We start from the raw sequence: 17,475 nt of genomic DNA, 5'->3' as shown, positions 1-17,475 counted from the left end.
ATGAAGGTCTGCGCTTCGCCATCCGCGAAGGCGGCCGCACCGTCGGTGCAGGCGTCGTCGCCAAGGTCATCGCGTAAAGTAACGCGACGACTGACGCGCATGCAGGGGTGTAGCTCAACTGGCTAGAGCACCGGTCTCCAAAACCGGGGGTTGGGGGTTCGACTCCCTCCGCCCCTGCCAGCGTGGCAGACGTAACGAGTTTAGAGTTTAGGATAACAAGGCGATGGCCAAAGTCAGTCCGATCGAGTTTTTCCGGCAGGTCCGGCAGGAGACCGTCAAGGTCACCTGGCCGAGCCGTAAGGAAACCCTGATCACCACCGCGATGGTGTTCGTGATGGGACTGGTGGCCGCGCTGTTCTTTTTTGTGGTCGACACGATCCTGCGCTTTGGTGTGCAGACGATCCTCGGCCTGGGGAGCTGAAGACGATGGCGGCGCGGTGGTACATCGTCCATGTCTACGCGAACTTCGAAAAGAAGGTCGCGCAGGCGATCCGCGATGGCGCGGCACAGAAGGGTATGGCCGAGCACTTTGAAGAAGTGCTGGTCCCGACCGAGGAAGTGGTGGAAGTCCGCCGCGGCCAGAAGGTCAATGCCGAGCGTAAGTTCTTCCCCGGCTATGTGCTGGTGAAGATGACCATGACCGACGAGACCTATCATCTCGTCAAGAATACACCGAAGGTCACCGGCTTCCTGAGTTCGGGCGGCAAGCCGTCGCCGATCACGGAGGCCGAGGCGCAGCGTATCGCCAATCAGGTGAAGGAAGGCGTGGAGCATCCCAAGCCTTCGGTCACCTTCGAGGTGGGCGAGCAGGTGCGCGTTGCCGACGGCCCGTTCACGTCGTTCTCCGGCGTGGTGGAAGAAGTGGACGAAGAGCGCGCGCGCCTCAAGGTGGCTGTGTCGATCTTCGGTCGCGCCACCCCGGTGGAGCTGGAATACAGTCAGGTCGAGAAGCTCTGATCTGATTGCTTGCGTACCCGGGCAGCGTATCGCCCGGTTCACCGCGTGGGAGACAGCTAAGGTCCACATTCGCCGGACCGACCCTGTCGCACCACGCATCCGCTAGCGGGGGAGCATGGCTCCTCGAAGCAGGAAAGGAAGACCAGTATGGCGAAGAAGATTGAAGGCTATATCAAGCTGCAGGTTCCAGCCGGTAAGGCCAACCCGTCGCCGCCGATCGGCCCGGCCCTGGGCCAGCGCGGCGTCAACATCATGGAATTCTGCAAGGCGTTCAACGCGCAGACCAAGGACCTCGAGCAGGACATGCCGATCCCGGTGGTTATCACCGTGTATTCGGACCGTTCGTTCACCTTCATCACCAAGACCCCGCCGGTGACCTACTTCCTGAAGAAGGCCGCCAACATCAAGTCCGGTTCGAAGACGACCGGTCGTGGTGACAAGGTCGGTTCGGTGACGATGGATCAGGTGCGCGAGATCGCCAAGGCCAAGATGAAGGATCTCAACGCTCACGACATCGATGCGGCGTCCCGCATGATTGTTGGTTCGGCCCGCTCGATGGGCCTGGACGTTCGTGGCGAATAAGGGGAGATCCGGACAATGACCAAAGGCAAGCGTTACACTGCGGCTTCCAAGACCGTGAACCCCGACCATCGTTACGGCGTCAATGAGGCCGTGAAGATGGTGAAGGCCAATGCGAAGGCCAAGTTCGACGAGACCATCGAGATCGCCGTGAACCTGGGCGTTGACCCGCGTCACGCCGACCAGATGGTTCGTGGCGTCGTCACGATGCCGTCGGGCACCGGCAAGACCGTGCGCGTCGCCGTCTTCGCCAAGGGCCCGAAGGCCGAGGAAGCCAAGAAGGCCGGTGCCGATCTCGTCGGCGCCGACGATCTGGCCGAGATCATCAACACCGGCAAGATCGAGTTCGATCGCTGCATCGCGACGCCTGACATGATGGCTGTCGTGGGCAAGCTGGGTAAGGTGCTGGGCCCGCGCGGCCTGATGCCGAACCCGAAGCTCGGCTCGGTCACCATGGACGTCGCTGGCGCCGTCAAGGCGGCCAAGGGCGGCCAGGTTGAGTTCCGCGTTGAGAAGGCCGGCCTGCTGCAGGCTGGCATCGCCAAGGCGTCCTTCACCGAGGAGCAGATTCTCGCCAACGTGAAGGCGTTCATCGATGCCGTGATGAAGGCCAAGCCGACCGGCGTGAAGGGTCACTACGTCAAGAAGATCGCGATCAGCTCGACCATGGGTCCGGGCGTGCGTCTCGATCTGACCGACGCGATTGGTGGCGGCGACAATAAGGCCGCTGCGTAATCAATACGAGTTTCCTCAGCCTTCTTTGGAAGGCTGAGGGAGCGATGTTTCGAGAAATCGGAGCATCGAACCTGTCCGAGACTGCAGGCGCACCGGAGCTTTTTAGCCGAGGTGTTTAAGGGAAGTGCCACCTGCATAGACGGGGAACAGAATTTTCAGGAATCCGGTTACGACCGGATTCAGGAAGGTTCGAGCCCTGGGACAGGCGAACCGGGTAATCGGTTTGCCGCGGCGGCCAAGCTGGCAACAGCGAAAGCCGGAGCGACCAAATCGATCGCTCAAGTGCCAACCAGGATCAGGGCAACCTGATTCCTTGTTTAGGAGACGAACAGTGGATCGTGCTCAAAAACAGGAGATGGTGACCATCCTCAACCAGGTCTTTAACAAGGCCGAAGTTGTTGTGGTAACCCAGAATAACGGTCTGACCGTTGCTCAGGTATCTGAGCTGCGTCGTCAGATGCGTGCCGCTGGCGCCAGCTTCAAGGTCGCGAAAAACCGTCTTGTCTGCCTTGCCCTCGAGGGCACCACCTACGCATCCCTGAAGACCCTCTTCAAGGGGCCGACCGGCATTGCCTATGCCAATGATCCGGTCGCCGCAGCGAAGGTCGCCGTGGAGTTCGCCAAGAAGAACGACAAGTTCGTCGTTGTTGGCGGCGCCATGGGCGAAACCGTCCTGAATGCTGATGGTGTCAAAGCCTTGGCGACTCTGCCGTCGCTCGACGAACTGCGCGGCAAGATCATCGGCCTGCTCAACGCGCCTGCGACCAAGGTCGCCGGCGTCGTGCAGGCGCCGGCTGGCCAGTTGGCCCGCCTGCTCAATGCGTATGCCACGAAGGGTTAAGGCTGTAAGCCGAACCGTAACTGTCAAACCAGGTATCGAACCTACACACTAAGGAGTCACTCAAATGGCTGATTTGAACAAGATCGTTGACGAACTGTCGACGCTGACCGTCCTCGAAGCTGCTGAACTCGCCAAGCTTCTCGAAGAGAAGTGGGGCGTTTCGGCTGCTGCTCCGGTTGCTGTTGCCGCTGCTGGCGGTGGCGCTGCTGCCCCGGCTGCTGAAGAGAAGACCGAGTTCAACGTCATCCTCACCGATGCCGGCGCGAACAAGATCAACGTGATCAAGGAAGTCCGCGCCATCACCGGTCTGGGCCTGAAGGAAGCCAAGGACCTCGTCGAAGGCGCTCCGAAGCCCGTCAAGGAAGGCGTCAACAAGGACGAAGCCGGCAAGATCAAGGCCCAGCTGGAAGCCGCTGGCGCCAAGGTCGACGTCAAGTAATCAGTATCGCGTAAGCAGCGGGGCGGGTCCGGTGTGGACCTGCCCCAAAGCTGCCCTATGTAATTAGCCCCACACCCCGTCCGCCGCGGATTTCGGCGGGTCGATACGGTTTCGGATCTTTGGGCGCGGCGATCGCCCGGCGGGATTAATAGGCCCGCGAAAATCATCGCTTGGTCCGAAGCCGCGCGGCGCGACATTACAGTCGCCGCACCAGATAGATTTGGGACAGACATGACCTTGTCGTTCACCGGCCGCAAGCGCGTTCGCAAAAGCTTCGGACGCATCCCGAGTGTTGCCTCGATGCCGAACCTCATCGAGGTTCAGAAGAGCTCCTACGACAGTTTCCTGATGATGCACGACGCTGGCGACCAGCGTCCCGACGCGGGGCTGCAGGCCGTCTTCAAGTCGGTCTTCCCGATCAAGGATTTCAGCGACAGCTCGTCGCTCGAATTCGTCAAGTATGAGTTCGAAGCGCCGAAGTACGACGTCGACGAGTGCATGCAGCGTGGCATGACCTTCGCCGCGCCGCTGAAGGTGACGCTGCGCCTGATCGTCTTCGAAGTCGATCCGGACACCCAGGCCAAGTCGGTCAAGGGCATCAAGGAGCAGGACGTGTACATGGGCGACATGCCGCTCATGACCGACAAGGGCACCTTCATCATCAACGGCACCGAGCGCGTCATCGTTTCGCAGATGCACCGCAGCCCGGGCGTGTTCTTCGATCACGACAAGGGCAAGACCCATTCGTCGGGCAAGTATCTCTACACCGCCCGCGTCATTCCCTATCGCGGCTCGTGGCTGGACTTCGAGTTCGACGCCAAGGACATCGTGCATGTCCGCATCGACCGCCGCCGCAAGCTGCCCGTCACCACGCTGTTCTTCGCGCTCGGCCTGACCCAGGAAGAGATTCTGGATTCCTTCTACAAGAAGGTGATCTACAAGCGCGACAAAAAGGGCTGGCGCACCGATTACAACGCCGAGCGCATGCGCGGCGTCCGCCTGAATGCCGACCTGATCAATGCCAAGACCGGCAAGGTGGTGGCCGAGGCCGCGACCAAGATCACGCCGCGTCTGGCCAAGAAGCTGGCCGAGGAAGGCCTGAAGGAACTGCTGGTTTCCCCGCAGGACATGGTCGGCAAGTATAACTCGCTCGACATCGTCAACGAGGAAAGCGGCGAAATCTATCTCGAGGCGGGCGAAGAGCTCGACATCAAGAAGATCGAGATGCTGGAAGCTGCCGGCATCGAGCAGATTTCGGTGCTCGACGTCGACCACGTCACCATCGGCTCCTACATCCGCAACACCATGGTTGCCGACAAGCACCAGGGCCGCGAGCAGGCGCTGTTTGAAATCTACCGCGTCATGCGTCCGGGTGAGCCGCCGACCATGGATACGGCCGAAGCGCTGTTCCACGGCCTGTTCTTCGACGCCGAGCGTTATGACCTCTCGGCCGTCGGCCGCGTGAAGATGAACGCCCGTCTCGGCCTGGAAGCCGAGGACACCGTGCGCGTGCTGCGCACCGAGGACATCCTGGCCTGCGTGCGCACGCTGACCGAACTCAAGGATGGCCGCGGCGAAATCGACGACATCGACCATCTCGGCAACCGCCGCGTCCGCTCGGTCGGCGAGCTGATGGAAAACCAGTACCGCATCGGTCTGGTGCGCATGGAGCGCGCGATCCGCGAGCGCATGAGCTCGGTCGAGATCGACACGGTCATGCCGCATGACCTGATCAACGCCAAGCCGGCTGCTGCTGCCGTCCGCGAGTTCTTTGGCTCCAGCCAGCTTTCGCAGTTCATGGACCAGACCAACCCGCTGTCGGAGATCACCCACAAGCGCCGTCTCTCGGCGCTTGGCCCGGGCGGTCTGACCCGCGAGCGCGCCGGTTTCGAAGTGCGCGACGTGCATCCGACCCATTACGGCCGCATCTGCCCGATTGAGACGCCGGAAGGCCCGAACATCGGTCTGATCAACAGCCTCGCGACCTATGCCCGCGTGAACCAGTACGGCTTCATCGAGAGCCCGTACCGCCGCATCCGCGACGGCAAGGTGACCGACGAGGTCGTCTATCTGACCGCTATGGAAGAGGGCAAGTACACCATCGCGCAGGCCAATGTCGAAATCGACAAGGGCAAGCTGATGGGCGACCTGGTCTCGTGCCGCCGCAACGGCGATTTCGTCATGGTCCGCCCCGAGGGCGTCGACTTCATGGACGTGTCGCCCAAGCAGCTCGTCTCCGTCGCCGCGGCGCTGATCCCGTTCCTTGAGAACGATGACGCGAACCGCGCGCTGATGGGCTCGAACATGCAGCGTCAGGCCGTGCCGCTGATCCGCGCCGAAGCGCCGCTGGTCGGCACCGGCATGGAAGAGGTGGTGGCCCGCGATTCCGGCGCCACGATCGTTGCCAAGCGCACCGGCGTGATCGACCAGATCGACGGTACCCGTATCGTCGTCCGCGTGTCGGATGAAGCCGACATGTCGAAGTCGAACGTCGACATCTACAAGCTGCTGAAGTTCCAGCGCTCGAACCAGAACACCTGCATCACCCAGCGTCCGCTGGTGAAGGTGGGCGATCAGGTGCGTGCCGGCGACATCATCGCCGACGGTCCGTCGACCGAGCTGGGCGAGCTGGCCCTGGGCCGCAACGTGCTCGTCGCCTTCATGCCGTGGAATGGCTACAACTTCGAAGATTCGATCCTGATCAGCGAGCGCATCGCCAAGGACGACGTCTTCACCTCGATCCACATCGAGGAATTCGAAGTGATGGCCCGCGACACGAAGCTGGGGCCTGAGGAAATCACCCGCGACATCCCGAACGTCGGTGAAGAAGGCCTCAAGAACCTCGACGAAGCCGGCATCGTCTACATCGGCGCCGAAGTTCATCCGGGCGACATCATGGTCGGCAAGATCACGCCGAAGGGCGAAAGCCCGATGACGCCGGAAGAGAAGCTGCTGCGCGCCATCTTCGGCGAAAAGGCCTCCGACGTGCGCGACAGTTCGCTGCGCGTGCCGCCGGGCGTCTCGGGCACCATCGTGGAAGTGCGCGTCTTCTCCCGCCACGGCGTGGAGAAGGATGAACGCGCCCTTGCCATCGAGCGCGCCGAGATCGAGCGTCTGGCCAAGGACCGCGACGACGAGAAGGCGATCATCGAACGCTCCATCTACGGTCGTCTGAAGGAACTCCTGAACGGCAAGCAGGCCGACAAGGGTCCGAAGGGCTTCAAGGATGGTGGCAAGATCACCGACGAGATCCTGCACGAGCTGACCCCCGGTCAGTGGTGGCAGATCAGCGTCAAGAACGAAAAGAACATGGCCGACATCGAGGCCTTGAAGAAGCAGTATGATGCCGCGACCTCGCGCATCCAGAAGCGCTTTGAGGACAAGGTGGAAAAGCTGCAGCGCGGTGACGAACTGCCGCCCGGCGTGATGAAGATGGTCAAGGTCTTCGTCGCGGTGAAGCGCAAGCTGCAGCCCGGCGACAAGATGGCCGGCCGTCACGGCAACAAGGGCGTCATCTCCCGCATCGTGCCGGAAGAAGACATGCCCTACCTGGAAGACGGTCAGCCGGTCGATATCGTGCTGAACCCGCTGGGCGTGCCCTCGCGCATGAACGTCGGCCAGATTCTGGAAACCCATCTGGGCTGGGCTTCGGCCGGCCTGGGTCGCCAGATCGGCGAGATGCTCGACAAGGTCAACCGCAATGCGGCCAAGGCGGCCGACTTGCGCACGATCATGAAGGGCGTCTACTCCAAGCAGGAATATGCCGACAAGATCAACGATCTGTCGGATGACCAGGTGCTCGAGCTCAGTGCCAACCTGCGCCGCGGTGTGCCGATGGCCACCCCGGTGTTCGATGGCGCGCATGAGCCCGACATCGTCGAGATGCTGGAGAAGGCGAGCCTGCACAGCTCGGGTCAGTCGACCTTGATCGATGGCCGCACCGGTGAATCCTTCGATCGTAAGGTCACCGTCGGCTACATCTACATGCTGAAGCTGCACCACCTGGTCGACGACAAGATCCATGCTCGTTCGATCGGTCCGTACAGCCTCGTCACCCAGCAGCCGCTCGGTGGTAAGGCCCAGTTCGGCGGTCAGCGCTTCGGTGAAATGGAGGTCTGGGCTCTCCAGGCCTACGGTGCCGCCTACACCCTGCAGGAAATGCTGACGGTGAAGTCGGACGACGTGGCGGGTCGCTCGAAGGTTTACGAGTCGATCGTGCGCGGCGACACCAACTTCGAAGCCGGTATTCCGGAATCGTTCAACGTGCTGGTCAAGGAGATGCGGTCGCTCGGCTTGAATGTCGAGCTCTCGCAGCGCTCCTACTGATCGCCACGAAACCTTTCCTCCGATAGGAGACGACAGACATGAACGAACTGAGCAACGTATTCGGCCAGCCCCAGGGCGCCCAGGCCTTCGATCAGATCCAGATCTCGATCGCATCGCCGGAGCGCATCCGTTCCTGGTCCTACGGCGAGATCAAGAAGCCGGAAACCATCAACTACCGCACCTTCAAGCCGGAGCGTGACGGTCTCTTCTGCGCGCGCATCTTTGGCCCGATCAAGGACTACGAGTGCCTGTGCGGCAAGTACAAGCGCATGAAGTATCGCGGCGTGATCTGCGAGAAGTGCGGCGTTGAAGTCACGCTCTCGAAGGTGCGTCGCGAGCGCATGGGCCATATCGAACTGGCGTCGCCGGTTGCGCATATCTGGTTCCTGAAGTCGCTGCCGAGCCGCATCGGCCTCATGCTCGACATGACGCTGAAAGACCTCGAGCGCATCCTGTACTTCGAAAACTACGTCGTGGTGGAGCCGGGCCTCAGCCCGTTGAAGCAGTTCGACCTGCTGACGGAAGAGCAGCTCTTCACCGCCCAGGACGAATACGGCGATGACAGCTTCGTTGCCAAGATCGGCGCCGAAGCCATCCGCGACCTGCTGATGGCGCTCGACCTCGAAAAAGAGCGCGACAACATCCGCCAGGAACTGGCCGAGACGACCTCGGAACTGAAGCCGAAGAAGCTGGTCAAGCGTCTGAAGCTGGTTGAAAGCTTCATCGAGTCCGGCAACAAGCCGGAATGGATGGTGCTGACCGTGGTGCCGGTGATTCCGCCGGAACTGCGTCCGCTGGTGCCGCTGGATGGTGGCCGCTTCGCGACTTCGGATCTGAACGATCTGTATCGCCGCGTCATCAACCGCAACAACCGCCTGAAGCGCCTGATCGAGCTGCGTGCGCCCGACATCATCGTGCGTAACGAAAAGCGCATGCTGCAGGAAGCCGTCGACGCCCTGTTCGACAACGGCCGTCGCGGCCGCGTCATCACCGGCGCCAACAAGCGTCCGCTGAAGTCGCTGTCCGACATGCTGAAGGGCAAGCAGGGCCGCTTCCGTCAGAACCTGCTCGGCAAGCGCGTCGACTATTCTGGCCGTTCGGTGATCGTCGTCGGTCCGGAGCTGAAGCTGCACCAGTGCGGCCTGCCGAAGAAGATGGCGCTCGAACTCTTCAAGCCCTTCATCTACTCCAAGCTTGAGCTGCGCGGCCTGGCCGCCACCGTCAAGATGGCGAAGAAGATGGTGGAGAAGGAGCGTCCGGAAGTCTGGGATATCCTCGAAGAGGTCATCCGCGAGCATCCGGTGCTGCTGAACCGCGCGCCGACCCTGCATCGTCTGGGCATCCAGGCCTTCGAGCCGACCCTGATCGAAGGTAAGGCCATCCAGCTGCATCCGCTGGTCTGCGCCGCCTTCAACGCCGACTTCGACGGTGACCAGATGGCGGTGCACGTGCCGCTGTCGCTGGAAGCCCAGCTCGAAGCCCGCGTCCTGATGATGTCGACCAACAACATCCTCAGCCCCGCGAACGGCAAGCCGATCATCGTGCCGTCGCAGGACATCGTGCTTGGCCTGTATTACACCACCATGGAGCGCAACAGCCCGCTGGGCGATGTGCTGAAGATCAAGGACGTCAACGCCGTTCTGAAGGCCTGGGCCGAAGACGACGTTATCGTTTACGATCCGAAGACCAAGGTGGAAGTGCCGAAGACGGCCGTGAAGGCCGAGCTGGAGCGCGTGCTGCAGAACGGTGCTATCGTCGAACGCACCCCGGTGTTCTCGACGATCGCGGAAATCCAGCAGGCGCTGGATGCCAAGACGATCACCCTGCATCACCGCATCAAGGCGCGTCTGCACACGGTGGATTCGGACGGCAATCCGATCATTGCCCGCGTCACCACCACGCCGGGCCGCATGCTGCTCAGCGAGATCCTGCCGCGTCACAAGAACGTACCGTTCCGCGTGATCAACCAGCAGCTGACCAAGAAGGAGATCACCAACGTCATCGACGTGGTGTATCGCCATTGCGGCCAGAAAGAGACCGTCATCTTCTGCGATCGCATGATGTCGCTCGGCTTCACCCGCGCCTTCAAGGCCGGCATTTCCTTCGGCAAGGACGACATGGTCGTGCCGCTGACGAAGGAAAAGCATATCGACGACACCAAGAAGCTGGTCGGCGAATACGAGCAGCAGTACCAGGACGGCCTGATCACCCAGGGCGAAAAGTACAACAAGGTCGTCGATGCCTGGTCCCAGTGCACCGATCGCGTGGCCGATGAAATGATGAAGGTCATTCAGACCGACATCGATCAGGTCAGCGGTCAGCGCAAGCCGATCAACTCGATCTGGATGATGGCCCATTCGGGCGCTCGTGGTTCGGCGGCGCAGATGAAGCAGCTCGCCGGCATGCGCGGCCTTATGGCCAAGCCGTCGGGTGAGATCATCGAGACGCCGATCATCTCGAACTTCAAGGAAGGCCTGACCGTGCTCGAGTACTTCAACTCGACCCACGGCGCCCGTAAGGGTCTGGCCGATACCGCCTTGAAGACCGCGAACTCGGGCTACCTGACCCGTCGTCTCGTCGACGTGGCGCAGGACTGCATCATCACCGAGGACGATTGCGGCACCGAGCGCGGCCTGACCGTGCGCGAAGTGGTCGAGGGCGCCGAAGTGATCGCCACCCTTGGCGAGCGCATCCTGGGCCGTACGCCCAGCCTGGACGTCAAGCATCCGCTCACCGGTGAGGTTCTGGTTTCGGCCGGCACCCTGATCGAGGAAAAGGATGTCGACATCATCGAGACGGCCGGCGTGGAATCCATGCTGATCCGTTCGGTGCTGACCTGCGACAGCCAGGTTGGCGTCTGCGGCAAGTGCTACGGCCGCGATCTGGCCCGCGGCACCAAGGTGAACATCGGCGAAGCCGTCGGCGTCATCGCGGCGCAGTCGATCGGCGAGCCGGGCACCCAGCTCACCATGCGTACCTTCCACATCGGCGGCACCGCCCAGGTGGCGGAGCAGTCGAGCCTTGAGGCCGCCTATGACGCGACCCTCAAGATCGCCAACCGCAACCTGGTGACCGACAGCCAGGGCCGCTTCGTGGTGATGGGCCGTAATTGCGAAGTCATCCTGGTTGACCAGAATGGCCGCGAGCGCGCCCGCCACAAGGTGCCCTACGGCGCCCGTCTGGTCGCCGATGAAGGCGGCAAGGTGAAGAAGGGGCAGCGCATCGCTGATTGGGATCCGTACACCCGCCCGGTCATCACCGAGCGCGAGGGTATCGTGCACTACCGCGACCTGGTCGAGGGTGTGTCGATGCGCGAAGCGACCGATGAGTCGACCGGCATTTCCTACAAGGTCGTTTCCGACTGGAAGCAGAACCCGAAGGGTAATGAACTGCGTCCGCGCATCACGCTGCGTGACAGTAAGGGCGAAGTGCTCATGCTCGTCAGTGGCTCCGAGGCCCGCTACTACCTCTCGGCCGACGCCATTCTGTCGGTGGAAGATGGTGCGCAGGTCCATGCCGGCGACGTGCTGGCGCGTATCCCGGTGGAAGGCACCAAGACCCGCGACATCACCGGCGGTCTGCCGCGTGTGGCGGAACTCTTCGAAGCCCGCCGCCCGAAGGATCACGCGATCATCGCGGAGATCGACGGTCGCGTCGAGTTCGGCAAGGATTACAAGGCCAAGCGCCGCCTGATCCTGAAGCCGGCCGAAGAGGGCGTCGAGGCTGTCGAGTACCTGATCCCGAAGGGCAAGCACATTGCCGTTCAGGAAGGCGATTTCGTCCGTGTTGGTGACCATCTGCTCGATGGCAACCCGGCGCCGCACGACATCCTCAAGGTGCTGGGCATCGAGGCGCTGGCCAACTATCTCGTGAACGAGATTCAGGAGGTCTATCGTCTGCAGGGCGTGAAGATCAACGACAAGCACATCGAGGTGATTTGCCGCCAGATGCTGCAGAAGATCGAGATCATCGACCCGGCGGAAACCACCTTCCTGATCGGCGAGCAGGTTGACCGCAGCGAGTTCGAGGAAGTGAATGCCAAGACCGAAGCCGAAGGCCGCAAGGTGGCCAAGGGCATGCCGGTCCTGCTCGGCATCACCAAGGCGAGCCTGCAGACCCGGTCGTTCTTCTCGGCCGCGTCCTTCCAGGAAACCACCCGCGTGCTCACCGAAGCTGCCGTCGGCGGCAAGGTGGACAAGCTGGTCGGCCTCAAGGAGAACGTCATCGTCGGTCGCCTGATCCCGGTCGGCACCGGTGCGATCATGAACCGCATGAAGGGCCTCGCCGCCCAGCGCGACCGCGACTTCGCGGATGCCCTGGAAAGCGAACTGCAGGCTGCCGTCGGCGACGCCGCCGAATAAGCCGCAGGCTCATAGCCAATAGAGAAGGGCGGTCCTCTGGGCCGCCCTTTTTTCGTTATGGCGAGTTGTGTAAAATTTGCCCCGGCAGAGTCGTACCGATCCGGGGGAAAGATGCAGAAGATTGTCGCCGTGCTGGCGCTCGCGTTGCTGGCCGCCTGCAATCATGTCGAAAACGGTTTCAGGATGTATTACACGCCGCAGGAATTCGAGGGGCGCAAGGACCTGATCCCCTTCGACGGCGAACCGATGATCGTGGATGGCGGCAATCCGAATTACGAGATTCATTATCTCTACGGACAGGGCTGGGCGATGATCGGCGAGAGCCGCTATGCCGACAACCTGACGGCGCAGCAGCAGCTGATTGCCAAGGCGAAGGAGATCAGAGCCGAGCGGGTGATCAAGTTCCGCGCCGGCACCGGCATGTCGAATTCGGTAACCCCGGTTTCCACCGGCACCAGCATGTTCTACATGCCCACTAGCTATGCGGTGAACTACTACACGGCGACGTTCTGGCGCCGCCGCAAGCCCTATGGCGGCGGCGTGATCGTCCGCAATCTGAGCCAGGAAGAGGCGATTGCGCGCGGCGATTCAAACGGTGTTGCGATTCATCTGCTGATCAAGGGTTTCCCCGGCGAAAGCTCGGGCCTCAAGGTGGGAGACATCGTCACCCATATCGCCGGCGTCGAAGTGATCAACGCCAAGGATGCCCAGAAGGTCTTCGACTCCCATTCCATGAGCGCCCTGGACTACCGGGTCCTGCGCGATGGAAAACCGCAGACCTTCACGGTGCCCTTCGCCCCGATGCCGACCGAATAGCCCCTTGGTATGAAGCTGATGGAAAGGGCGGTCTTCTGGGCCGCCCTTTTTGCGTTATGGGGGCAGCACTAATCCTAAGCAATTATTGCAGGACTGATGGCAGCCGGCAGTATCGCCTTACGCATCGACGCACTCACGGTGGGGCACGCTGCAGGGGGAATTTCCATGCTGGAAAAGATACAGACTCTTTTCAGAACCATGACGTCCGCAATCATGTCGCTGATTGCGCTTGGTGGATCGGGCTGGGTTGTGAACGCGGCGCTGACCCAGCAGCCTGTCCTGATGGAGCGGATCGAACTGCCGGCCGCTCTGGAGGAGAAGGGATACAAAAGCGAGGTCGTCATCCAGCAGATCCTGGATGAGGTTCGCACGCTTCAGAATCTGTCCCGCAGCGAGCGGGCCAACGTGGCGTTCTTCGACAAGGCGCTGGCGCCCACGCAGAAAATAGATCTGAACGTCGGCGGTCTGTCCGCGACCAATGTCCAGAAGCTGGCCAGTTCGCTGCTGGGCAACGAACCCAGGATCATCACCGGTGAAATCGTGCTGTCGGGGAAACCCGGTGAATTGAATGGACGGTTGCGCGTCGACAATGTCGCCATTTCAAAGCCGGTCAATGTCACCGGCGAAGCGGCCATCATCAAGAAATTCGCCTACGATCTGTTCGCCCATTTCGAGCCCTTCGGGTCTGCTCTGGCGGCTTACCGACTTAAGGATTACGACGCGGCGCGCGCTTCGCTGCAACGCATCGTGGCTGAAGGCTCGCTCGAGGATCGCAAATATGCGCTTTGGCTGAGGGCAAAAATTTCCTCGCAAGCCCAGGAGGAAGCCGATCTGCTCGAGGCGCTGGAGATCGATCCCAAATTCCATCTTGGGCTTGTGGGGCTGGTTGATCTCAAGCGGCGCCAGAATCGCTTCGATGAAGCCCTGGTCCTGGCGGACCGGGGTATCGAAGCCAACAAAGAATCCCCTTACGGCTATCATGAAAAAGGCCGGATCTTCCGCACACAGGCGGCTACCCCGCCGGCGAATGCCGATCCGTCCTATCGATACGGAAAGCTGAGCGAAGCCTTGGCGCAGTTCGAAATGGCCTGCAGCCAGAAGCAGAAATACGCACCATGCTATAATCAGATTGGCGAGATGTATCTGTTCAGGCAGGAACAGGCCGTCCCAGAAGAACAGACCAGGGCGCACCGCGCTGCCCATGACGCATTCCTGAAGGCGATCAGGGTTGATGGCAGCCATATGTTCGCGTTCTCGAACGCCGCCTATACGGCATCATGGCTGGGCAATCAGGCTGAGGCACTGGCACTGATAAACCGGGCCATGTTCATCGACCCGAACAGTACGACCGTCAAAATCAGGCATGCCATGATCCTGTCGCGGATGGGAAGGAAAGACGATGCGGCGGCTCTCGCCAAAGCGATCCTGAATGACAATCCCGGCGTTTTTAATCGCCAGGATCTGGGCTGGGCTGCGAAAACAATGCTGAGAGAATTGTTGTGATTGCGGAAAGCGGTGCTCGCATCGGGCAATAGGGAAAAGCGGCCTCGGGGCCACTTTTTTTCATGCGTGGCAGTGCCATTCGGTCTAGGCTTGGTACAGACGCGCAAGGACCTGCCGCCTTTCGCGGGCCAACCGACCCTGCGCGATCTTACCCAGGCTGAAAAGATGATGCGCAACGACGCCAACGGCGCCGTGGTGGCGATCCTGGTGCAGGGCTTTGCCGGCGAGCGGGCCGGGCTGCTGGTCGGCGACACGATCACCCATGTCAACGGCCGCAGGGTGGTGACCGGCCGTGATGCCCATAGCGGCATCAACTGGGGCACCGTCACCCGGCTGGAATACCAGGTCCTCCGGTTCGGCGTCATGCCGATGACCATCGAGGTCATCCCTGACCCGATGCCGGCGGAGTGGGTATTAATCCTTCTTTTAGATTGTATTGCCACCTTGAAGAGTGGTCTTGAGCTTGTGTGGAGAGTGTACGGTGATGGCGTCCTGGATCGTTCTGGCAATGGTGTGCTTCGCCGGCTTCATGTTGCGTTTCGGGTTTCTGCGCGGCGCCACCGGCGATGACTGGTTCACCAAGTGGTACCTCGGCCAACAGAAGGCCGCGCCGCTGGACATGCGCTACACCGATTCCGCCTATCCGGGCTATATCGGCTATCCGCCACTGCTGTTCACGCTGATCGGCTTCCTACCCGAACGCTATCTCTACATCGCCGGCCGCCTGGTCAGTCCGCTCCTCGATATCGCGATGGCGGTGCTGATCTATGTCGCCGTGATCGCAGTGGTCGGCTTGGATCCCACCCTGCCGCCGGCCGGTGTGGCGATCGAGCATTTCGCCATCGTGATCGTCGCGCTCTATCTCAGCAGCCCGCTGCTGATGCCGACGGCGGCCCGCCTGATGGGCATCAAGGCCCGCGCCATCGGTGAGTTCTTCTGCATCCTGCAGCACGCCGCGCTCGGCGGATATTTCATTTCCGGCCACTGGGGCTTCGTGGTCGTCTCGGGCCTGTTCTGCGCCCTGGTGATCCTCAGTTCGCAGATGGCGATCCAGGGCTCGTTCTTTTTCGCCTTTGTCTTCGCCGCGCTCTATGCCTCGCCGATACCGATTGCGGTTCCGGTCGTTGTCGTTGCGCTGGGCTGGTTCATGCCGCGCTCGCCGTTCCGCGCCATCCTGCTGGCGCGCGTGCACCACATCCGCTGGTACTACAAGAACATCGCCTCGCTGGTGCCGTCCAGCCGCAACAAGGTGAAGGATTTTCTGGACCTGCCGCGCAACCTGGTGCGCAATCCCGAGAAATTCCTGACCTTCTTTTTCTCGATCAACAGCTATGGCATCCTGCTGCTGGCGATGCCCGAGGGCGTCTATATCGCCTGGAAGCTGGCCGACCCGGCGGTGTTCAGCATCATCTGGGACAGTCCGTACCTGAAGTTCTGCGTGATCTCGGCGGCGGCGGCGCTGGCCACCTTCCTCTACACTTCCAGCCCCTGGGGCCTGCATCTAGGCGAGGCCGAGCGCTATTTCAACTTCGTCATTCCCTTCGTCACGCTGCTGTTCGCCTGGCTGGTGCTGCAGGTCGGCGCAGATGGCTGGCTGGTGCTTGCCGGCATGGTCGCCGTGCATCTCGCCATCTCGCAGGGGACGCTGTGGTTCCTGAACTATTCCGGCTTCGTGCAATCGCTCAAGGCGGCGTTGCCGGGTGTCGGTCCCGAGGAGATGAAGGAATTCCAGGACCTGCTCGCCATCGCCAACCGGTTCGCCGACAAGTATGGCGATACCCTGGTGATCACCATGCCGGCCAAATTCTCCTACATGCTGTCGTCCCTGAACACCGGCAAGAAGCTGCGCTTCCTCTATCCCTTCGTGTACAACGAGCGCGGCTTGGCCGACATGCAGGAGGATTTCCCGACCTACTGGCAGCCGCACCTGAACTTCGACCACTTCAAGCAGAAGTATAAGTGCCCGATCGTGGTGATGATGGAGCGGAGCGTCCTGAAGCAGGTCATGGCCCAGGGCGTGGATCTGTCGAAAATCACCATTTACAACGGTCGCATCGGGGCCCTGGTCGTCGCCTGACCGATCTTGTCCGGAAAGGGCGGTCCGCCGCCTTGCTGCTGGGGGCGAATCGCATTACTTCCAGTGCATGGAATGGCAGGATGACGGCGTGGTCCTCAGCGTGCGCCATCATGGCGAAAGCGCCCGTATCGTCGCGCTGCTGACCGAGCATCACGGCCGCCATGCCGGGCTGCTGCGCGGCAGCGGCACGGGGCAGGGGCGGTCGCTTGGCGGCGCCTTGCAGCCGGGCCAGATCGTCCGCGCCGACTGGCGCGCGCGTCTTTCCGAACAGCTCGGCTACTTCACCCTTGAATCGCTCGGCCATCCGGCCGCCATGATGCTGGACGATCCGGCGCGGCTGGCGGCGCTCAGTTCGGTCTGCGCCCTGATCGACACGGCCTTGCCCGAGCGCGAGCCGCATCCGGCGCTGTTCAATGCTACCAAATCGCTGTTCACGCTGATGGCCCAGATGGACGAACCCGGCGACTGGGGCGCGCTCTATGTGCGCTGGGAAATCGGCCTGCTGGCCGAGATGGGGTACGGCATCGACCTCGCCAGCTGCGCCGCCACCGGCGCCACCACGGGCCTGACCCATGTCTCGCCGCGCACCGGCCGGGCCGTCTCGGCCGCCGCGGCAGCGCCTTACGCCGACCGGATGCTGACCCTGCCGGCCTTCCTGGTGCCCGGACGCAGCGGGGCGCTGCCGGCGAATCACCCGTTGACCGATGTCGAATCGGGCCTGGCCCTGACCGGGCATTTCCTGGAAAACCGGCTGTTCGCCCAGCTCCATAAGGCCGTGCCGCAGGCCCGTGGCCGCCTGCTGGAAGTGGTGCATCGCAGCCTGCATCCGTAGAAGAATCAG

14 protein-coding genes and 1 tRNA gene are annotated in these 17,475 nt (G+C 61.8%); all 15 read left to right on the top strand.

The window, feature by feature from the left end:
- Positions 1-77, top strand: a 77-nt coding sequence (locus tag AC1RRE_RS19985) for an EF-Tu C-terminal domain-related protein (RefSeq protein ID WP_445808136.1), incomplete at its 5' end; no start/stop codon positions are given.
- Between the two features lie 26 nt (positions 78-103).
- Positions 104-180 (top strand) — tRNA-Trp (locus AC1RRE_RS19980).
- 43 nt (positions 181-223) lie between these two features.
- A complete protein-coding gene (gene secE / locus AC1RRE_RS19975; RefSeq protein WP_492973279.1) occupies positions 224-421 on the top strand; it encodes a preprotein translocase subunit SecE in 198 nt (65 codons plus the stop codon).
- Positions 422-426: 5 nt separating this feature from the next.
- The gene (nusG, locus tag AC1RRE_RS19970; protein ID WP_492983795.1) at positions 427-957 is read left to right on the top strand and encodes a transcription termination/antitermination protein NusG; all 531 of its coding nucleotides are present in this window, start codon (positions 427-429) and stop codon (positions 955-957) included.
- A 147-nt stretch (positions 958-1,104) separates the two neighbouring features.
- Entirely contained in the window at positions 1,105-1,539 is a 435-nt protein-coding gene (gene rplK / locus AC1RRE_RS19965; RefSeq protein ID WP_492983793.1) for a 50S ribosomal protein L11, read from the top strand.
- A gap of 15 nt (positions 1,540-1,554) precedes the next feature.
- Complete coding sequence (rplA, locus tag AC1RRE_RS19960; RefSeq protein ID WP_492983791.1) at positions 1,555-2,271, top strand: 50S ribosomal protein L1; 717 nt, start codon at positions 1,555-1,557, stop codon at positions 2,269-2,271.
- A 331-nt stretch (positions 2,272-2,602) separates the two neighbouring features.
- Positions 2,603-3,112, top strand: coding sequence for a 50S ribosomal protein L10 (rplJ, locus tag AC1RRE_RS19955; protein ID WP_492983789.1), 510 nt, complete (start codon positions 2,603-2,605; stop codon positions 3,110-3,112).
- Between the two features lie 64 nt (positions 3,113-3,176).
- Complete coding sequence (gene rplL, locus AC1RRE_RS19950) at positions 3,177-3,551, top strand: 50S ribosomal protein L7/L12 (protein ID WP_492983787.1); 375 nt, start codon at positions 3,177-3,179, stop codon at positions 3,549-3,551.
- A gap of 231 nt (positions 3,552-3,782) precedes the next feature.
- Positions 3,783-7,877, top strand: coding sequence for a DNA-directed RNA polymerase subunit beta (rpoB, locus tag AC1RRE_RS19945; RefSeq protein WP_492983785.1), 4,095 nt, complete (start codon positions 3,783-3,785; stop codon positions 7,875-7,877).
- Between the two features lie 38 nt (positions 7,878-7,915).
- Positions 7,916-12,238 carry a DNA-directed RNA polymerase subunit beta' gene (gene rpoC / locus AC1RRE_RS19940; RefSeq protein ID WP_492983783.1) on the top strand — a complete coding sequence of 1,441 codons (4,323 nt, stop codon included), beginning with the start codon at positions 7,916-7,918 and terminating at the stop codon, positions 12,236-12,238.
- Positions 12,239-12,349: 111 nt separating this feature from the next.
- Positions 12,350-13,054, top strand: a complete 705-nt coding sequence (locus AC1RRE_RS19935) for a hypothetical protein (RefSeq protein ID WP_492983781.1) — start codon at positions 12,350-12,352, stop codon at positions 13,052-13,054.
- A gap of 96 nt (positions 13,055-13,150) precedes the next feature.
- Positions 13,151-14,557, top strand: a complete 1,407-nt coding sequence (locus AC1RRE_RS19930) for a tetratricopeptide repeat protein (protein ID WP_492983779.1) — start codon at positions 13,151-13,153, stop codon at positions 14,555-14,557.
- Between the two features lie 90 nt (positions 14,558-14,647).
- Entirely contained in the window at positions 14,648-15,127 is a 480-nt protein-coding gene (locus tag AC1RRE_RS19925; protein ID WP_492983777.1) for a hypothetical protein, read from the top strand.
- Entirely contained in the window at positions 15,039-16,634 is a 1,596-nt protein-coding gene (locus AC1RRE_RS19920; RefSeq protein WP_492983775.1) for a hypothetical protein, read from the top strand. Before AC1RRE_RS19925 ends, AC1RRE_RS19920 begins: the two co-directional genes overlap by 89 nt.
- 67 nt (positions 16,635-16,701) lie before the next feature.
- Positions 16,702-17,466: a DNA repair protein RecO gene (gene recO, locus AC1RRE_RS19915; protein WP_492983773.1), complete on the top strand. Its 765-nt coding sequence runs from the start codon at positions 16,702-16,704 to the stop codon at positions 17,464-17,466.
- The last annotated feature ends 9 nt before the right edge of the window (positions 17,467-17,475 follow it).

This window comes from Ferrovibrio sp. GW821-FHT12D07 (assembly GCF_058807275.1).
This window is presented reverse-complemented; position numbering and strand designations above follow the sequence as displayed.